At 68.7% G+C, this 18719-nt stretch carries 17 protein-coding genes and 1 tRNA gene; 6 read left to right on the forward strand and 12 right to left on the reverse strand.

Annotated elements, in window-relative coordinates:
* Nucleotides 1-793: 793 nt before the first annotated feature.
* Both D9R12_RS15315 and D9R12_RS15320 read right to left on the reverse strand, forming a co-directional pair.
* Complete coding sequence (locus D9R12_RS15315; protein ID WP_122231705.1) at nucleotides 794-1681, reverse strand: hypothetical protein; 888 nt, start codon at nucleotides 1679-1681, stop codon at nucleotides 794-796.
* Entirely contained in the window at nucleotides 1678-2130 is a 453-nt protein-coding gene (locus D9R12_RS15320) for a DUF4398 domain-containing protein (protein ID WP_122231719.1), read from the reverse strand. Before D9R12_RS15320 ends, D9R12_RS15315 begins: the two co-directional genes overlap by 4 nt.
* 102 nt (nucleotides 2131-2232) lie before the next feature.
* On the opposite strand from D9R12_RS15320, the gene D9R12_RS15325 reads away from it, so the two are divergent.
* Nucleotides 2233-3369, forward strand: a complete 1137-nt coding sequence (locus D9R12_RS15325; RefSeq protein WP_122231707.1) for a PilT/PilU family type 4a pilus ATPase — start codon at nucleotides 2233-2235, stop codon at nucleotides 3367-3369.
* Nucleotides 3370-3390: 21 nt separating this feature from the next.
* Here D9R12_RS15325 and maiA read toward each other — a convergent pair whose 3' ends face one another.
* From maiA to rplM, 6 genes are all read right to left on the reverse strand, one after another.
* The gene (maiA, locus tag D9R12_RS15330) at nucleotides 3391-4068 is read right to left on the reverse strand and encodes a maleylacetoacetate isomerase (RefSeq protein WP_122231709.1); all 678 of its coding nucleotides are present in this window, start codon (nucleotides 4066-4068) and stop codon (nucleotides 3391-3393) included.
* Between the two features lie 74 nt (nucleotides 4069-4142).
* Entirely contained in the window at nucleotides 4143-5132 is a 990-nt protein-coding gene (locus D9R12_RS15335; protein WP_122231711.1) for a fumarylacetoacetate hydrolase family protein, read from the reverse strand.
* Between the two features lie 61 nt (nucleotides 5133-5193).
* Nucleotides 5194-5931: a 2OG-Fe dioxygenase family protein gene (locus tag D9R12_RS15340; RefSeq protein ID WP_122231713.1), complete on the reverse strand. Its 738-nt coding sequence runs from the start codon at nucleotides 5929-5931 to the stop codon at nucleotides 5194-5196.
* Nucleotides 5932-6135: 204 nt separating this feature from the next.
* A tRNA-Gln gene (locus tag D9R12_RS15345) sits at nucleotides 6136-6210 on the reverse strand.
* 53 nt (nucleotides 6211-6263) lie between these two features.
* Nucleotides 6264-6656, reverse strand: a complete 393-nt coding sequence (rpsI, locus tag D9R12_RS15350) for a 30S ribosomal protein S9 (RefSeq protein ID WP_014159304.1) — start codon at nucleotides 6654-6656, stop codon at nucleotides 6264-6266.
* 58 nt (nucleotides 6657-6714) lie between these two features.
* Nucleotides 6715-7143, reverse strand: coding sequence for a 50S ribosomal protein L13 (gene rplM, locus D9R12_RS15355; RefSeq protein WP_014159303.1), 429 nt, complete (start codon nucleotides 7141-7143; stop codon nucleotides 6715-6717).
* A 233-nt stretch (nucleotides 7144-7376) separates the two neighbouring features.
* Here rplM and coq7 point away from each other — a divergent pair, with 233 nt between their 5' ends.
* The gene (gene coq7 / locus D9R12_RS15360) at nucleotides 7377-8021 is read left to right on the forward strand and encodes a 2-polyprenyl-3-methyl-6-methoxy-1,4-benzoquinone monooxygenase (protein WP_014159302.1); all 645 of its coding nucleotides are present in this window, start codon (nucleotides 7377-7379) and stop codon (nucleotides 8019-8021) included.
* A gap of 292 nt (nucleotides 8022-8313) precedes the next feature.
* Here coq7 and speD read toward each other — a convergent pair whose 3' ends face one another.
* Complete coding sequence (speD, locus tag D9R12_RS15365; protein ID WP_014159301.1) at nucleotides 8314-9105, reverse strand: adenosylmethionine decarboxylase; 792 nt, start codon at nucleotides 9103-9105, stop codon at nucleotides 8314-8316.
* Nucleotides 9106-9250: 145 nt separating this feature from the next.
* On the opposite strand from speD, the gene crp reads away from it, so the two are divergent.
* Nucleotides 9251-9934, forward strand: coding sequence for a cAMP-activated global transcriptional regulator CRP (crp, locus tag D9R12_RS15370; RefSeq protein ID WP_043290299.1), 684 nt, complete (start codon nucleotides 9251-9253; stop codon nucleotides 9932-9934).
* Nucleotides 9935-10043: 109 nt separating this feature from the next.
* Here the strand turns inward: crp and D9R12_RS15375 are convergent, their stop codons facing one another.
* The gene (locus D9R12_RS15375; protein WP_014159299.1) at nucleotides 10044-10766 is read right to left on the reverse strand and encodes a haloacid dehalogenase-like hydrolase; all 723 of its coding nucleotides are present in this window, start codon (nucleotides 10764-10766) and stop codon (nucleotides 10044-10046) included.
* Nucleotides 10763-11554, reverse strand: a complete 792-nt coding sequence (trpC, locus tag D9R12_RS15380) for an indole-3-glycerol phosphate synthase TrpC (protein WP_122231715.1) — start codon at nucleotides 11552-11554, stop codon at nucleotides 10763-10765. Before trpC ends, D9R12_RS15375 begins: the two co-directional genes overlap by 4 nt.
* A 324-nt stretch (nucleotides 11555-11878) precedes the next feature.
* On the opposite strand from trpC, the gene D9R12_RS15385 reads away from it, so the two are divergent.
* Nucleotides 11879-12205 (forward strand): hypothetical protein, encoded by a 327-nt coding sequence (locus tag D9R12_RS15385; RefSeq protein WP_014159297.1) that lies wholly within the window; start codon nucleotides 11879-11881, stop codon nucleotides 12203-12205.
* 88 nt (nucleotides 12206-12293) lie between these two features.
* Here D9R12_RS15385 and D9R12_RS15390 read toward each other — a convergent pair whose 3' ends face one another.
* Nucleotides 12294-13415: a DNA topoisomerase IB gene (locus D9R12_RS15390; RefSeq protein ID WP_014159296.1), complete on the reverse strand. Its 1122-nt coding sequence runs from the start codon at nucleotides 13413-13415 to the stop codon at nucleotides 12294-12296.
* A gap of 97 nt (nucleotides 13416-13512) precedes the next feature.
* On the opposite strand from D9R12_RS15390, the gene D9R12_RS15395 reads away from it, so the two are divergent.
* Both D9R12_RS15395 and gltB read left to right on the forward strand, forming a co-directional pair.
* Nucleotides 13513-13875, forward strand: coding sequence for an I78 family peptidase inhibitor (locus tag D9R12_RS15395; protein ID WP_014159295.1), 363 nt, complete (start codon nucleotides 13513-13515; stop codon nucleotides 13873-13875).
* Between the two features lie 218 nt (nucleotides 13876-14093).
* Nucleotides 14094-18551, forward strand: a complete 4458-nt coding sequence (gene gltB / locus D9R12_RS15400) for a glutamate synthase large subunit (RefSeq protein WP_122231717.1) — start codon at nucleotides 14094-14096, stop codon at nucleotides 18549-18551.
* Nucleotides 18552-18719 lie beyond the last annotated feature (168 nt).

Below are 18719 nucleotides of genomic sequence, written 5' to 3' on the forward strand. Positions count from 1 at the left end.
GTTCATCACCTGGGCTGGCTTCGATGCCCCCTCACCCCGGCCCTCTCCCCCGTGAGCGGGGGAGAGGGGGCAGGCGCGGCAAACGGGTAGCCGTCTGCGGGGGTTGCCATCGCTCGGGAGCGACGACAAAAACGCGGGGCTTGCCGTCGGCTTGGGAACGTGCCGCCGTTCATCACCTGGGCTGGCTTCGATGCCCCCTCACCCCGGCCCTCTCCGCCGTGAGCGGGGGAGAGGGGGCAGGCGCGGCAAACGGGTAGCCGTCTGCGGGGGTTGCCATCGCTCGGGAGCGACGACAAAAACGCGGGGCTTGCCGTCGGCTTGGGAACGTGCCGCCGTTCATCACCTGGGCTGGCTTCGATGCCCCCTCACCCCGGCCCTCTCCGCCGTGAGCGGGGGAGAGGGGGCAGGCGCGGCAAACGGGTAGCCGTCTGCGGGGGTTGCCATCGCTCGGGAGCGACGACGAAAACGCGGGGCTTGCCGTCGGCTTGGGAACGTGCCGCCGTTCATCACCTGGGCTGGCTTCGATGCCCCCTCACCCCGGCCCTCTCCGCCGTGAGCGGGGGAGAGGGGGCAGGCGCGGCAAACGGGTAGCCGTCTGCGGGGGTTGCCATCGCTCGGGAGCGACGACAAAAACGCGGGGCTTGCCGTCGGCTTGGGAAGGTGCCGCCGTTCATCACCTGGGCTGGCTTCGATGCCCCTCACCCCGGCCCTCTCCCCCGTGAACGGGGGAGAGGGGGCAGGCGCGGACGGCGCCCACGCAGGACAGTCGCCCTGCAGCAGATCTTCGCTCGCCCTAAAGCGTGAAGACCACCGCGGCGGCGCGCTTCGGGGTGGCGGTGCCCTTGCCACCGCCATCGCTGACCCTGGCCTCGGGGACGCCGGCGGCGATCAGGGCCGAACGCAGCGCGGCCGAGCGGCGGGCGCCTGGGGTCTGTTTGTCGCCATAGCCCTCCACCCGCAGCCTGGCGCCCGGGGTGGCGTCCAGGTAGGCGGCCAGCGCCTTGGCCGCCGACTTGCCGGCGGCCGACAGGGCGGCCTTGTCGGCTTCGAACATGCTGGCCGGCAGCACGAAGCGCTCGGACCCATCGGCATTGAAGCTGGACGGGGGCAGCTTGGCGCCGGAGACCAGCTCGGCTTCCTGGCGGGCCAGCGAAGCGGCCTTGCGGCGTGCGGCGGTGAGCTTGGCCTGCTGGGCGTCGGTCGCGCTGGTCAGCGCCTGCTCGGCCTGCGCGGCGGTCTCGAGTTCGGCCTGCTGGCGCAGGCGCTCGGCTTCTTCGGCCTGGATCTGCTGCTGCACGCGCAGGCGTTCGGCCTCCTGGTGGGCGCGGGCGATCTCGCGGCGACTGGCTTCCAGCAGCAGCTCGCTGCGGGTGCGCTCCAGCGCGTCGGCCTGGCGATTGGCTTGGGCGGTCTGGGCCGCAAGCTCGGCGATCTCCACCCGACGCTGGGCGATGTACAGCAGCGCATCGCGCTCGCTGCGCCCGGAATCGGCATAGCGGGCGATCGCCTGCACGGCCTGCAGGCGCTCGTAGGCGCCGAGCTCGCGCAGGTCGGGGTCGGCATCCAGCGCGCTCAGGCGCGCATCGAGCTGGGCCACCACCGCATCGTCGGCGGCCAAGGCCGCGCCGGCGACGCCCAGCAGCAGTGCCAGGACCAGGTTCCGGAAAACATTCGCATTCATGGCGTCGCCTCCGGGGAAGCCAGGGGCAGCGGCGGCAGGGCATCCCGAGGTGGCAACGGCGATGGAGCCGGCGGCGGCGCAGCCAGTGCCTGCTGCAGGCGTTCGACTTCGGCCTGGGCCTGGGCGAGCCTGGCCTGGGCGACGGCCTGGTTGCTGCGCGCACGCGCCAGATCGGCGTCGGCCTGCGCCTGCCCGGCCAGCAGTGGCGCCTGCCTGCGGCCACTGCGGGTCTGGACCAGCGCCTGGGCCTGGGACACCTTGTCGCGCGCGGCGCCGATCAGGTCCGGCGCGTACTGGTCGGCATCGGCATCGGTGGCGCGCTGGACCGCAGCCTGGGCCGAGGCCAGTTCGGCCAGCGCCGCGTCCTGCGCGTGGGCCGGCGGCACCGCCACCAGGGCCAGAGCGGCCGCACACAGCAGCACCGGGATTTGTGCGAAGCTACCAATCATCATTTGAGGCACGCGGTTTTCAGGGGGAATCCGCGGCCATTGTCGTCAGGCCCGCGGCGCACTTGCAATGCGCGCGGAGGCACCAGCCAGCAGGGGCTCATCATGGACATCGGCTATTTCCTCAAGCTGATGACGGAAAAGAACGCGTCGGACATGTTCCTGACCACCGGCGCGCCCGTCTACATCAAGATCGAAGGCAAGCTCTATCCCCTGGGCAATACCGGCCTGCCGCCGGGCATGGTCAAGAAGATCGCATACTCGCTGATGGATGAAGGCCAGGTGCCGCAGTTCGAGCGCGACCTGGAACTGAACATGGCCGTGGCCCTGGCCGAGGCCGGACGTTTCCGGGTGAATGTGTTCAAGCAGCGCGGCGAGGTGGGCATGGTCATCCGTGCCATCCGCAGCAAGATCCCCTCGATCGAGGAACTGCGGCTGCCACAGGTGCTCAAGGACATCATCATGACCCCGCGCGGGCTGGTCCTGCTGGTCGGCTCGACCGGCTCGGGCAAGTCCACCTCGCTGGCCTCGATGATCGACTTCCGCAACGCGAGCACCACCGGCCACATCCTCACCATCGAGGACCCGATCGAATACCTGCACAAGCACAAGCAGTCGATCGTCAACCAGCGCGAGGTCGGCCTGGATACCCACGCCTTCCACAACGCGCTGAAGAACGCGATGCGCGAAGCGCCGGACGTGATCCTGATCGGCGAAATCCTGGACGCCACCACGATGGAGGCGGCCATCGCCTTTGCCGAGACCGGCCACCTGTGCCTGGCCACGCTGCACTCCAACAACGCCGACCAGACCATCGAGCGGATCCTCAACTTCTTCCCCGAGACCGCGCACAAGAATGTACTGATGAACCTGGCGCTGAACCTGCGCGCGGTGGTCTCCCAGCGCCTGGTCAAGGGCGTGGATGGCCGCCGCATCCCGGCCGCCGAAGTGCTGATCAACACCCCGGTGATCCGTGACCTGCTGCGTCGTGGCCAGATCCACGAGATCAAGCAGGCGATGGAAGAATCGCTGGAAGAAGGCATGGAATCCTTCGACCAGTGCCTGTTCCGCATGGTCAAGGAAGGCAAGATCGTGCAGGAGGAAGCGCTGCGCGCAGCCGACTCGCGCGACGGCCTGGCACTCAAGTTCCGCCTGTCCGAGGGCGCCAGCGGCGAACACGATCCCTACGCGGACCTGTACGAAAGCGGTTCGCCGGCGACCATCACCCACGGCTTCGGCTGATCGCGCGCGGCCCGCGCGAGGTCAGGCGCTGGCGGCCTGCGCCTGCGGAGCGTCGGGCTGCTGCTCGGGGCTGGCCTGGCCGAACGCCGGCAGCGCCATGCACGCCTGCTCGATCCGGGTGATGGTCGGCCAGGCGGCCATGTCCAGGCCAAACCGGCGCGCGCTGTAGACCTGCGGGACCAGGCAGCAGTCGGCCATGCCCGGCGCCTCGCCATGGCAATAGGTGCCGGTGGCCAGGTCGTCGGCCAGCAGGGTTTCCAGGGCCTGGAAGCCCTCGGCGATCCAGTGCCGCATCCAGGCATCGCGCTCGACCGGCGGCACCCCCCATTCCTCTTCGAAATACCGGCGCACGCGCAGGTTGTCGAGCGGATGGATGTCGGCAGCCACCAGCTGCGACAGCGCGCGCACCCGGGCACGGTCGCGCGCGGTGGCCGGCAGCAGCGGGCGTTCGGGCCAGCTTTCGTCCAGGTATTCCAGGATCGACAGCGACTGGCGCATCACCCGCCCGCCGTGCATCAGCGTGGGCACCATGCGCTGCGGATTGAGCCTGGCGTACTCGGGCTGGTGCTGCTGGCCGCCGTCGCGCACCAGGTGCATCGGGATCAGCTCGTAGCGCAGCCCTTTCAGGTTGAGGCCGATCCGGACCCGGTAGGCGGCGCTGGAACGCCAGTAGGAATACAGCCGCAAGAGCTCGGCCACGCGCAGACACCCTCGATTCGATCGGAGGCCTCGCGGTGGCGATGCCCGGTGACCCATTGTGGGACTTGAATGCGCTACGGCAAAGGCTGGCGTTCGATGCGCTGTTCGATCGCCCCGAAAACCGGGCTTCCATCGCGCGCGCGCATCTCGATGCGCACGGTGTCGCCAAAGCACAGGAACGGCGTCGCAGGCTGCCCGTCGCGCAGGGTTTCCACGGTGCGCTGCTCGGCCAGGCATGAAGCGCCCTTGCCGCTGTCGTGGTTGGCAATCGTGCCCGAACCCACCAGCGTGCCGGCCACCAGCGGCCGGGTGCGCGCGGCGTGGGCGATGAGCTGGGCGAAATCGAACTGCATGTCCACCCCGGCCTCGGGCGCGCCAAACCAGGCGCCGTTGATGTGCGTCTGCATCGCCAGGTGCAGCTTGTGCCCGGCCCAGGCCTCGCCCAGCTCATCGGGGGTCACCAGCACCGGCGACAGCGCCGAGCGCGGCTTGGCCTGGAGGAAGCCGAAGCCCTTGGCCAGCTCGCCGGGGATCAGGTTGCGCAGGGACACGTCGTTGACCAGCCCGACCAGCAGGATGTGCGCGCTGGCCTGGGCCGCATCGACTGCCATGGGCACATCGCCGGTGACCACCACGACTTCGGCCTCAAGGTCGATGCCGTCCTCCTCGCTGACCACGCGGATCGGCTCGCGCGGGCCCAGGAAGCCGCCACTGGTGGCCTGGTACATCAGCGGATCGGTGTAAAAGCGCTCCGGCACCTGCGCCCCACGCGCCTGGCGCACGCGTTCGACATGCGCCAGGTAGGCGCTGCCGTCGACAAACTCGTAGCCACGCGGCAGGGGTGCGGCCAGCGCGTTGAAGTCCAGGTCGAATTCGCCATCGGCCTGGCCGGCGTCCAGCGCGGCCGAAAGCGCCTGCAAGCGCGGGGCCAGGCTCGCCCAGTCGTCCAGCGCCCGCTGCAGGGTCGGGGCGATGCCGCTGGCGCGCACGGCGCGGGTCAGGTCGCGCGAAACCACGACCAGCGTGCCGTCGCGGCCGCCTTCCTTCAGGGAACCCAGTTTCATCTGCCGTCCTCCGCGCCCTTGGGCAAATCGTTTCGATTGTAACGAAACCGGCGGAAGACGCTCAGTCCTCGCCCTGGAAGGCGCCGGCACGGTAGGTCAGTACCAGCGTGTCGCGATGCCCCGCCTCGGCCAGCGGCTGGATCGGGGTGGATTCGTGGATCACGCGGGCATCGTCCAGCAGCAGCGCCGACCATGGCTGGCCCAGGGTGAAGCGCTGGCCCTGGGTGCCATCGGCCTCGAACACGCGGGTCTCACCGCCCTTGACGTCGACCCGGTCGACCAGCACCACCACCACGAAATCCACACCGTCCCGGTGCGCCCCTTCCGGCGTCGGCCGACCGATGCCGTCGGTGGTGTCGATCCGGAACTGGTGTGCTTCCACATACCAGCGCGACTGCCCACGCAGCTGCGTCAGCAGCTTGCCGAAGCCCCGGATCAGGCCTGCCCAGGTCGGCTGCGCCAGCGTGGCATCGGCCACCGGCTCGAACCAGCGGTGCATGCCGCCGTGCAGGGCGTTGTAATCCTGCGACTGCCAGTGCGCGCGGTGCGGCGCCTGCACCAGCGCATCGGCATCCTGCACGAAGCAGGCGTGGCGACGACGACGATAGCGCCCGCCATCGCGCAGATAGGTGTCCAGCGCCAGGTCGTCCCAGCCCGGTGCCAGTGCCGCCAGCTGCGCGGCATCGCAACTGGCAAGGCCACACACCGCATCGCGATCGAGCACCGCATAGCCCTGCAGGCGCATGCGCCCGATGACCTCCGTGGCCGGCGTCAGGGGAGGAGGCGGGGAACCACTCATGGCAGGGCCGTACCGGTCGAAAATCGGCGGCGCAGGCGGCCGCGGAAGCGTCGCGATTCTACACCGCCGGTGCGGTTGGCCCGGGCCACGCGTGCCTGCACGCAGGCACGCCACGCTGGCGCGCGCAAGATGCGCCGCGCCCACTTCGGCACCAGAGCAAACGCAAAAAAAAGACCCGCCGAAGCGAGTCTTTTCCTTTGTATCTGGCAGCCCCGGAAGGATTCGAACCTCCGAATGCCTGAGTCAGAGTCAGGTGCCTTACCGCTTGGCGACGGGGCTGTGGAAAACCCGAGCGGCGATTGTAGCGCCGCCGCTTGCAAAGCAGAAGCCGATCAGCGCTTGGAGAACTGGGTCGCGCGACGTGCCTTGTGCAGGCCGACCTTCTTGCGCTCGACTTCGCGCGCGTCGCGGGTCATGAAGCCGGCCTTGCGCAGCTCGGTCTTGAGGGTCTGGTCGTACTCGACCAGCGCGCGGGCGATGCCCAGCCGGATCGCGCCGGCCTGGCCGGTGGTGCCACCGCCGGCGGCGGTCACCAGGATGTCGAAGCTCTCGGTGTTGTTGGTCAGCTCCAGCGGCTGGCGCACGATCATGCGCGCGGTCTCACGGCCGAAGAACTCGTCCAGCGGACGGTCGTTGACGGTGATCTTGCCGGTGCCCTTGCGCAGGAACACGCGGGCGGTGGAGGACTTGCGACGGCCAGTGCCGTAGTTCTGAGTGATAGGCATGATCTTTAACCTTAGGAAGTCCGCACATGGATGTGCGGGCTCTTGCGAGGGACTCGCGTTAGATATCCAGGACCTGCGGCTGCTGCGCGGCGTGCGGATGGTTGGAACCGGCGTAGACCTTGAGCTTGCGGTACATGGCGCGGCCCAGCGGGCCCTTCGGCAGCATGCCCTTGACGGCGGTCTCGATCACCCGTTCCGGGTGACGCTCCAGCGCTTGCTGCAGGGTCTCGGTCTTCAGGTTACCGATGTAACCGGTGAAGCGGTGATATTTCTTGTCGGTGAGCTTCTTGCCGGTCACCGTGATCTTCTCGGCGTTGATGACGACCAGATAGTCGCCGGTATCAACGTGCGGGGTGTAGACCGGCTTGTGCTTGCCACGCAGACGGCGGGCCAGCTCGGTGGACAGACGACCCAGGGTCTTGCCCGAGGCGTCGACGAGGAACCAGTCGCGCTGGACGGTCTCGTTCTTTGCGGTGAACGTGCTCATGAAAGAAGCTCTTGTGTCTGGTCGGGCGGATTGCGCCCAGGGCCTTGCCCCGTGCGGAACTTTGCCACGCGTTGTGAAGGGTGAAACGCGAAGAGGCGGGATTGTACGGGGCTGCCCGGCTGCTTGCAAGACTGACTGTCGGAGTCGGGACAGGGCATCCGGGCTTGGCATCCCGGTCGCCGCGGGGGAACATGGGCCGTTGCTGCTCCGCAGCGCCACGGCCTGCAACCGCCATGACCGCCACCCGCCAGCATTCCCTCATCGACCAATTCCTGGCCCAGACCCAGCACGCCCTGGAAACCACCTTCGGGGATCCGCGCGCGCAGCGCCCCTACCCGGCCGGCGCCACGCCCGACATTGCCCTGGACCAGGCCGAACGCCGCCACGCCGCCGGCCTGATGCGGATCAACCACGTCGGCGAGGTCTGCGCCCAGGCGCTGTATTCGGGCCAGGCCGCCGTGGCCCGCGATCCGGACACCCGCGCCCGCCTGGGCGAAGCGGCGCAGGAGGAAACCGACCACCTGGCCTGGTGCGCCCGGCGTCTGCGCGAACTGGACAGCCGCCCCAGCGTGTTCAACCCGCTCTGGTATGGCGGCAGCTACGCGATCGGCCTGCTGGCCGGGCTGCGCGGCGATGGCTGGAACCTGGGATTCGTGGTCGAGACCGAGCGACAGGTCGAAGCCCACCTGGACCAACATCTGGACATCCTGCCGCCGGCCGATCTGCGCAGCCGCGATGTGCTGCGGGTGATGAAGGCCGACGAGGCCCGTCATGCCGACAACGCCGAACACGCCGGCGCGCGCCTGCTGCCCTCCCCCATCCCCGGGGTGATGCGCTTGGCCTCGCAGGTGATGAAGACGGTGGCCTACCGGCTGTAAGCGCAAGCGGTTTAGCCGCACGAGCGTCGATCACCCCCTTGACCTCCGGTGATATCCCGCTTCTTGACCTCCGGTGATATCCCGCTTCTCGTAGGAGCACCGCAGGGGCGCGATGGGGCGTTCCCGGTAAAGCCTCTCGCGGCCCTTCGGTCCGCTCCTGCGGGAAAGCCCATCGCGGCCATGGGCCCTACGGCCGCATCGCTGGGATTTTGCTCCCTCTCCCCCGCGAGCGGGGGAGAGGGAGCTCCGAACGCGTCTAGCAGACAGCGCGATGGGGTTCTCCCTGCGGCGATCACTCGGCCAGGTTGCGGCCGTGGAAAAGTTCCTCGATCTCCCGGCGCAGCAGGTTCTCGATCTTCATCCGCTCCTTGAACGAGAGATTGCGGGCCTTTTCCTCGAACAGGTACTGGTCCAGGTCGAAGTCGGTCAGGTGCATCTTGGTGTGGAAGATGTTTTCCTGGTAGACGTTGACGTCGATCATCTCGTAGCGCGACTTGATGTTCTTGGCCACGAAGTCCTGGATCGAGTTGATCTTGTGATCGATGTAGTGTTTCTTGCCCTTGATGTCGCGGGTGAAGCCACGGACGCGGTAATCCATGATCACGATGTCCGACTCGAACGACTCGATCAGGTAGTTCAGCGCCTTCAGCGGCGAGATCACCCCGCAGGTGGCCACGTCGATGTCCGCGCGGAAGGTCGCGATGCCGGCCTGGGGGTGGGTTTCCGGGTAGGTGTGGACGGTGATGTGGCTCTTGTCCATGTGCGCAACCACCGCATCGGAGATCACACCCTTGGCGGCGGCCTTGTCGATGACCGGTTCCTCGGAGATGAGGATGGTCACCGACGCGCCCTGCGGGTCGTAGTCCTGGCGGGCCACATTGAGGATGTTGGCACCGATGATCTCGGCCACATCGGTGAGGATCTGGGTCAGGCGATCGGCGTTGTATTCCTCATCGATGTATTCGATGTAACGCTGGCGCTCGTCCTCGGACACCGCATAGCAGACGTCGTAGATGTTGAAGCTCAGCGCCTTGGTGAGGTTGTTGAAGCCCTGCAGCCTCAGGCGCGGCAGTGGTTTGACCACGGCGATGGACCTTCGCTAAGAAAACGGTGAAGGGTCGAATTATGCGGCAAACGCGCTGACCGTGAAATGACAGCGCGACGGACATTGCCGCCGCTGTCCCATTCAGACTAAGCTCGAGACCATTCGCTTCACTTCATGAGCTGCCATGAAAGCAGGTCTTCCCCCGAGTCTGATGCGTTCCCCGGCCAGTGCCCTGATCCCGGATTTGACGACCATCGAGTCGTTCCTCTCCAACAGCCATCGGCGCCGTTACCCCGCGCGCGCCGACGTGTTCCGCCCCGGCGATCCGGCCGGCACCCTGTATTACGTGGTCAGCGGCTCGGTGAGCATCCTGGCCGAGGAAGAGGAAGACCGTGAGCTGGTGCTGGGCTATTTCGGGCCCGGCGAGTTCGTCGGCGAGATGGGCCTGTTCATCGAGTCGGACCGGCGTGAGGTCATCCTGCGCACCCGCACCCAGTGCGAGTTGGCCGAGATCAGCTACGAGCGCCTGCACCAGTTGTTTGGCGGCCAGCTGGCCTCGGACGCGGCCAAGCTGCTGTTCGCCATCGGCGCCCAGCTCTCGCGCCGGCTGCTGGATACCAGCCGCAAGGCCAGCCGCCTGGCGTTTCTGGATGTGACCGACCGCATCGTCCGCACCCTGCACGACCTGGCCCACGAGCCGGAGGCGATGAGCCATCCGCAGGGCACGCAGATGCGCGTGTCGCGCCAGGAGCTGGCCCGGCTGGTCGGCTGCTCGCGCGAGATGGCCGGACGGGTGCTGAAGAAGCTGCAGGCCGATGGTGTGCTGCATGCACGCGGCAAGACAATCGTGCTGTACGGCACGCGCTGATTGCGCATTCGCGCACAGCGCCAAGGGATTTATCCGCTTCCGATCCCCGCGCCCCTTGCCAAGGGGCGCTGTCACGCCCCCGGAGGAGTGACTTGATCCGGGGCGAGCCCTACACCGGGTCCCCGCCGCGGTCGCGGCAGCCCCAGTTGAGGATCGGCGTGCCGGCCGGCAGCCGCTGGCGAAACAGCGCGACCTTGTCGGCCTTCGGGTTGACCACCACGGGCCGCGCGGCGGCCTCCAGCAGCGGCAGGTCGGCGGTGCTGTCGCTGTAGGCCACGGCGACCTGGCCATAGCCGCGCTCGCGCAGCATCCGCATCTTTTCGTCGTGGTGGCAGTGGCGGCGGGCGATGACCGCGCCACAGCTCGGTCCGACCACGGTGCCGATCACCGGTACGTCCTGGTGGGCGACGAAGGACAGGGCCGCCCGGGCAAGCTCCGGCGGCGCGCCGGTGGCCACCACCACCCGGTCGCCGGCGGCACGATGCGCGGTGAGCACCTCCAGCGCCAGCGGCAACAGCCGCTGGTGCACCCGTTCGCGGTTGGCCACCACGTAACGGTCGATCAGTTCGTCCAGGTCGCGTCGCCGACGCAGGCCGAAGGTGGCGATCCACACATAGCCGGAGATGCCGCGTCGGCGCGTGGGCAGCAGCGCCACCAGCGGCCCCAGCAGCGGCGTGGCCAGCAGCGCGGCGGCCAGGCGCAGCCAGCTGCGCTTGATCAGCCAGGCGAACAGGTGGCTGCCCGAGTCGCCGTCGTACAGGGTGTGGTCGAAGTCGAACACCACCACCGGCGCGTCGGCGGCGGGCACCGGATACGGGCCGGGCGCGCTCATGCGAAGAACAGCTGGCGCAGCGCCTCGCCCGGCTCGGGCGCGCGCATGAAGGTTTCGCCGACCAGGAACGCGTGTACCCCCTGCCCGCGCAGCATCGCCACGTCATCGCCGGTGGCGATGCCGCTCTCGGTCACCAGGATCCGGTCGCGCGGCACCGCGCCCTTCATCTCCAGGGTGTTGTGCAGCGACACCTCGAAGGTGCGCAGGTTGCGGTTGTTGATGCCCAGCAGCGGCGCCGGCACCTGCAGCGCGCGCTCCAGCTCGTCGATGTCGTGCACTTCCACCAGCACGTCCATGCCCAGCTGCATGGCCAGGTCGGCCAGCGACACCAGCTGCCGGTCCTCCAGCGCGGCCACGATCAGCAGGATGCAGTCGGCGCCCAGCACGCGCGCTTCGTAGACCTGGTAGGGGTCGATGGTGAAGTCCTTGCGCAGCACCGGCAGGGTGCAGGCCTCGCGCGCCTGCTGCAGGTAGGCATCGGCGCCCTGGAAGAAATCCACGTCGGTCAGCACCGACAGGCACGAGGCGCCGCCGAACTCGTAGCTCACCGCGATCTCGGCCGGGTTGAAGTCAGGCCGGATCACGCCCTTGGACGGGCTGGCCTTCTTGACCTCGGCGATCACCCCGGCATCGCCGCCGGCGATCGTGCGACGCAACGCATCGGCAAAGCCACGCACCGGCGAAGCATCGCGCGCGCGCGCGATCAGCTCGTGCAGCGGGACCCGCGCGCCGCGCGCGGCGATTTCCTCGCGCTTGCGGGCCAGGATGGTGTCGAGGATGTCGCTCATGGAATCGGCCGTGTCCCGCCGGTCGGCGGCTGGAAGCGGCATTGTCGCACTGTCGTCATCGGCAGGCCTTGACCGGTCAGTCAGGCCGCCCGCGCGCAAACCGGCGGCCCGTGTGCGCCGTGCCGGCCGGCCACCGGGCATCGCCGCCCGCGGCCGGAGGAAGCAGGCCGGGGCGCGGCGGCCGCGGAGGGTGAAACCCGGCCCCGCCGCTGCAAGGCTGTGCGGGCACGACGCGTCCGTGGCCGCGGCGACAGGCGGCTTCATCATCCGGCAACACGCCACCGGCAATGCTGCCGCCGTTCGCGCCCTACCGGAGAGATTCAGATGCGCCTTGCTCTTGTCGCCGTTGCCGCTGCCGTTGCCCTGCCACTTGCCCTGTCCGCCTGTGCCTCGGCACCGCTGGCCTTCGAGCCGCTGGACGGCACCATCTCCGGCACCTGCCACACCGACATGGTCAAGGGCGCGGTTGGCCTGGCCGCGGCGCAGCCGACGCTGGAGCGCATCCGCGTGGACAGCGACAGCACCGCCCTGACCACCGGCGAAGGGCAGCAAGGGGTGACCGAGGGCGGCTCGTCGGTCAACGTGCAGATCAGCGACAACAACGCCATCACCGCCATTACCTGCAGCGGCACCCAGGTCGCGTCCAGCTGAGCGTGACCGCCCGCGCCGTCGGCCGCCCGCGCGGGCCGGCGTGGCCCTTGACCCTGTGCCATCCGGCCGGCGTGCAACGCCGGCCGTTTCAGCGTGTGGCCGCGGCTACCTTGCGCGCGCTGCGCAGTGACACCTTGTGCACCCTGGACAGCAGCTTGAGCGCGGCCTGTTCCCACTGGCGCTGGCCACGCACGGTGGCGGCCAGCGTCTGCAGCCGCCCGTCTTCCCAGGCCTGGAACATGCACGGGTCGATGTAGGCCTTGCGCGCCACCGCAGGGGTGTTGCCCAACGCCCGGGCCACCTCCTTGATCACCGCGTTCCTGGCGCGGGTCAGCGCGGCCTTGCTGGGCGGCGCGGGCACCGGTGTGGCGGCCAGCAGCTTGAACGCAGCCAGCGTCCCGCCCCAGGTGCGGAAATCCTTGGCGGTGAAGTCCTGCCCCATCACCTGACGCAGGTAGGCGTTGACCTGACCCGAATCGACCGGCTGCAGCGTGCCCTCATCGTCGCGGTACTGAAACAGGGCCTGCCCCGGCAGGTGCTGGACCGCACGGATCAGCTTGACCAGACGCGCATCATCGATGCCGATGTCATGCTCCAGCCCGCCCTTGCCGCGAAACTGCAGCCGCACCCGGTCGCGGGCGAAGGCCGCATGCCGGTTGCGCAGCGTGGTCAGGCCGAAGGAACGGTTGTCGCGCGCGTAGGTTGCGTTGCCGACGCGCACCAGGGTCTCGGCCATCACCGCCACCACGATCGCCAGCACCTTCTCGCGCGGAAAGCCGGGCAGGCCCAGGTCCTGGCGCAGGCGCCGACGCAGCCTGGGCAGGGTCGCACCGAACTGCACGATCCGGTCGTACTTGCCCTCGCCGCTGACCTCGATCCAGCGCGGATGGTAGCGGTACTGCTTGCGCCGGCGCGCATCGCGCCCGGTGGCCTGCAGGTGGCCGCGCGCATCCATGCAGATCCACACCTCGGTGTAGGCCGGTGGAATGGCCAGCGCGCCGATGCGCGCCAGGGTCGCCGCATCGCGCACCGCATGGCCCTGCCGATCGCGGTAGCTGAACCCCTTGCCCGCGCGCCGGCGTGCGTAGCCCGGATCGGCATCGGTGACGTAGACCAGGCCGGCCAGCCTGGCGATGTCGGCGGCTTGCGAAGGCGCAGGGGCCTTGGAGCAAGCGCAAGCTGCAGCGGCGGCGCGATCGGATCTGACCATGTCGCGGCACGGTGTCGTGCCCGCCATGAAGCCCCCGTCAAGCGTTGCCAGGCCGGCTTAGTAACATTCAGGCTCTGCCGGCCCTGGAGTCCTTGCGATGTCACGCCCCGTCCTGCCGCTGTCCCTGCTGATCCTGGCCCTGGCTGCCTGTGGCGCACCACCGCCGGACGAACAGCAACAGGCACTGGCGCAAGCCGAACAGCGCGCCCGCGCCCAGGCCTCGCGCGCGCCCGAAGCGCCGCCGCCGGCCGATGCCGATGCCTGCGATGCCACCCAGGCCCAGTGGCTGGTCGGCAAGACGCCCGGCCAGGCCGATGCCGACCAGGCCAGGACCGATGCGCGCGCCACCAGCGTGCGCCTGCTCAAGCCGGACCAGCCGGTGAGCATGGAATTCAACGCCGCGCGCCTTAACATCGAGCTGGACGAAAAGGGCATGGTGGTGTCGGTGCGCTGCGGCTGAAGCGGTCAACGCGCAGCGCGGCCTGGGGCCGTTTCGGCAGCGCGGCGGCACGCAATTTTCGTTGCTCCTGCAACCGTCACCGCACCATCTTGGCGCGCCCGTTGCGGCGACGCACCACCTGTGGTGTCATCGGTGCTCCGGTGACACCTTTTTGACGTCTGCGCCGCCCAATGAAGGGCACGGGTGCCGCCTTACCCTCCCTGTTTCGAGGTAGCACCATGGCCCCCCGCACCCGCCAAGGGCTGTACGACCCCAACCACGAACGCGACGCCTGCGGTTTCGGCATGATCGCGCAGTTGGACGATCAGCCATCGCGCCAGCTCGTTGATACTGCCATCTCCGCGCTGTCGCGCATGACCCACCGCGGTGGCGTGGCCGCCGATGGCCTGACCGGCGATGGCTGCGGCCTGCTGATCCGCAGGCCCGAACCTTTTCTGCGCGCGCTGGCGCGCGAGGCGCAGATCCCGGTGGGCGCGACCTTCGCCGCCGGCCTGGTGTTCCTGCCGCGCCAGGCGCAGCTGGCCGCACAGTGCCGTGCCCAGCTGGAAGCCGAACTGGCCAGCGTCGGGGTGCACGTGCGCGGCTGGCGGGTGCCGCCGACCGATGATTCGGTCTGCGGCGAACTGGCCCGGGACACCCTGCCGCGGATCGAACAGCTGTTCGTCGAGGCCGGCCAAGGCCAGGACCTGGATGCCTTCGCCCTGGCGCTGTTCCTGGCGCGCCGGCGCAGCGAGCAGGCCCTGCGCGATGCGACTGAGGACTACTACGTGGTCACCCTGTCGCCGCATTCGATCGGCTACAAGGGCATGGTCCTGCCGGACAAGCTGTCCACGTTCTTCCCGGACCTGCAGCGCAGCGACCTGGCCTCCAGCGCGGTGGTGTTCCACCAGCGCTTCTCGACCAACACGCTGCCGCGCTGGCCGCTGGCCCATCCGTTCCGCCTGCTCGCCCACAACGGCGAGATCAACACCATCGAAGGCAACCGCTCCTGGGCCCAGGCGCGCAGCAAGGTGTGGAAAACGCCCAGGTTCGACATCGCCCAGTTCGACCCGGTGATCTCCATGCATGGCTCGGATTCGCAGAGCCTGGACAACATGCTGGAGCTGCTGATCGCCGGGGGCATGGACCTGCTGCAGGCACTGCGCATCCTGATCCCGCCGGCAAACCAGTCGCTGGAGTTCAAGGATTCGGACCTGGCCGCGTTCTACGAGTTCTATGGCCTGAACACCGAGCCCTGGGACGGCCCGGCCGGCATCGTCGCCTGCGACGGCCGCTATGCCGCCTGCATGCTCGACCGCAACGGCCTGCGTCCGGCCCGCTGGATGCTCAGCTCGGACCGGCATTTCCTGGTCGCCTCCGAAGCCGGGGTGTGGGAACTGCCGGCCGAGCGCATCGTGCGCAAGGGCAAGCTGGGTCCGGGCGAGATGATGGCCATCGACCTCAAGCGCGGCGACCTGCTCGATTCGGATGCCATCGACCGCATCAACCGCGGCCGCGCCCCGTACAAGCAATGGCTGCAGCAGGGGGTGACCTACCTGCGGACCGAGCTGATCGATCCGTCGCTGGTCGAGGAACCCTTCGACGAGAAGACCCTGCGCAGCTACCACAAGCTGTTCCAGCTCAGCAGCGAGGAGATCGAGCAGATCCTGCGGCCGCTGGCCGAGACCGAGCAGGAAGCCACCGGCTCGATGGGCGACGATACCCCGATGGCGGTCCTGAGCCGCCAGACCCGGCCGCTGTACGACTACTTCCGCCAGGCCTTCGCGCAGGTCACCAATCCGCCGATCGATCCGCTGCGCGAGGACTGCGTGATGTCGCTGTCCACCCAGCTGGGCCGGGAGACCAACATTTTCCACGCGGCCGCCGAAACGGTGAACCACGTCATCCTCAACTCGCCGGTGCTGAGCCAGCGCAAGCTGCGCCAGCTGCTGAAGATGGACCAGTACGCGCACAAGAACCGATTGATCGACCTGTCCTATTCGGTCGAGGAAGGGCTCAAGGCCGGCATCGAACGCATCTGCGCCCAGGCCGAGGCGGCCGCGCGCGAAGGCATCATCATGCTGCTGCTGTCCGACCGTTACCCGCAAGCCGGACGGCCGATGGTGCATGCGCTGCTGGCCACCGGCGCGGTTCACCACCATTTGTCCAACGTCGGCCTGCGCTGCGACGTCAACCTGATCATCGAGACCGGCACCGCGCGCGATCCGCACCACATGGCCTGCCTGCTGGGCTGTGGCGCCACCGCGGTGTATCCGTACCTGGCCTACCAGACCCTGTTCGACCTGGGCCGTCGCGGCATCCTGATGCTCAAGGCCGGCGGCGAGCAGGCCCAGATCGGGCGCAAGTACCGCAAGGGCATCTACAAGGGCCTGTCCAAGATCATTTCCAAGATGGGCATCTGCACCATCGCCAGCTATCGCGCCGCGCAGCTGTTCGAGATCGTCGGCCTGGATCCGGAGGTGGTGAAGCTGTGCTTCCCCGGCGCGGCCTCGCGCGTGGGCGGGGTTGGCTTCGGGCGCCTGGATACCGAGGCCCAGCAGCTGTCCAGGCGCGCCTGGAACGAGCTGGCCAAGCCGGAGCTGGGCGGCCTGATCAAGTACGTGCACGGCGGCGAGTACCACATGTTCAACCCGGACGTGGTCATGACCCTGCAGCGCGCCACGCGCACCGGCGATGCGGCCCACTGGCAGGCTTACACCGATGCCGTGCACAGCCGTCCGCCGTCGACCCTGCGCGACCTGCTGCAGCTCAAGCTGGCCGACACGCCGCTGCCGCTGGAAGAAGTGGCCGAATCGGCCGATGTGCTGCGCCGCTTCGATACCGCCGCCATCAGCCTGGGCGCGCTCTCACCCGAGGCGCACGAGGCCCTGGCCATCGCCATGAACCGCCTGGGCGGGCGCTCCAACTCCGGCGAAGGCGGCGAAGACCCGGCGCGCTACGGCACCGAGAAGCGCTCCAAGATCAAGCAGGTGGCCTCGGGCCGATTCGGCGTCACCCCCGAGTACCTGGTCAACGCCGAGGTGCTGCAGATCAAGATCGCCCAGGGTGCCAAGCCCGGCGAAGGCGGCCAGCTGCCCGGACACAAGGTCAACGAACTGATCGCCAGGCTGCGCTATGCCAAGCCCGGCATCGGCCTGATCAGCCCGCCGCCGCACCATGACATCTACTCCATCGAGGACCTGGCCCAGCTGATCTACGACCTCAAGCAGGTCAACCCGACCGCGCTGGTGTCGGTCAAGCTGGTCAGCCATGCCGGCGTGGGCACCATCGCCGCCGGCGTGGTCAAGGCCGGCGCGGACCTGATCACCATTTCCGGCCATGACGGTGGCACCGGTGCCTCGCCGATCAGCTCGATCCGCTATGCCGGCGTGCCGTGGGAACTGGGCGTGGCCGAGGCCCACCAGGCGCTGGTCCAGAACCAGCTGCGCGAGCGCGCCACCCTGCAGACCGATGGCGGCCTGAAGACCGGCCTGGACGTGGTCAAGGCGGCCATCCTGGGCGCGGACAGCTTCGGCTTCGGCACCGCGCCGATGATCGTGCTGGGCTGCAAGTACCTGCGCATCTGCCACCTCAACAACTGCGCCACCGGCGTGGCCACCCAGGACGAGCGCCTGCGCAGCGAGTACTTCACCGGCCTGCCCGAGCGGGTGGAAACCTTCTTCCGCCTGCTGACCGAGGAGGTGCGCGGCTGGCTCTCGCGGCTGGGCGTGCGCTCGCTGGACCAGATCGTCGGCCGCACCGACCTGCTCCAGCAGATCGACTACAGCCCGCGCGAAGGCGTGCACGTGGATCTCTCGCGCCTGCTGGCCGGGGCCCGGGTCGAGGGCGGCACCTGCGCGGCCCAGCGCCTGTACGAATCGCCCGACAGCCTGGCCTGCCAGCTGGACGGCGAACTGGCCCAGGCCATCGGCACCAAGGCCGGCGGCGACCATCGCCACCTGATCCACAACACCGACCGCTCGATCGGCACGCGCCTGTCCGGCGCCATCGCCCGCGCCCATGGCAACCACGGCATGGACGATGCCCCGATCCAGCTGCGCTTCCGCGGCTCGGCCGGGCAGAGCTTCGGCGCGTTCAACGCCGGTGGCCTGAACATGGAGCTGGAAGGCGAAGCCAACGACTACGTGGGCAAGGGCATGGCCGGCGGCCGGCTGGTGGTGCGTCCGCCGCGCGGGGCGCGGTTCGAGGCCCGCAACACCGCGATCCTGGGCAACACCTGCCTGTACGGGGCCACCGGCGGCGAGCTGTACGCGGCCGGCCGCGCCGGCGAGCGCTTCGGCGTGCGCAACTCCGGCGCGCTGGCCGTGGTCGAAGGCGCCGGCGACCACTGCTGCGAATACATGACCGATGGCGTGGTGATGGTGCTGGGCCGCACCGGGCTGAACTTCGGCGCCGGCTTCACCGGTGGCCTGGCCTACGTGCTGGACATGGACCGCGACTTCGTGGACCGTTACAACCATGAGCTGATCGACATCCACCGGATCAGTGCCGAGGGCTTCGAGAACTACCGCCAGCACATCCACACCCTGATCCAGCGCCACCGCGAGCTGACCGGCAGCATCTGGGCCCAGCAGATCCTGGACGAGTTCCGCGACTACATCGGCAAGTTCTGGCTGGTCAAGCCCAAGGCGGCCAGCATCGAATCGCTGACAGACGCCCTGCGCAGGGCCGCCTGACCAGTTCGCCATCGTCGTAGGAGCAACTGTCTTCTCAGGCTCCTGTCATTCTCCATTCAGTTTGGTCTCTGGCCATGGCGTTGAGGCGGGTGAGCAGTACCCGCATGCAGGCGGTGATGGCGACCTTGGCGCACTTGCCCCGTTGGCGCAGGGCTTCGTATCGCGTCT

The sequence above is a fragment of the Pseudoxanthomonas spadix genome (assembly GCF_003703395.1).
In the GTDB taxonomy this organism is placed as follows: domain Bacteria; phylum Pseudomonadota; class Gammaproteobacteria; order Xanthomonadales; family Xanthomonadaceae; genus Pseudoxanthomonas_A; species Pseudoxanthomonas_A spadix.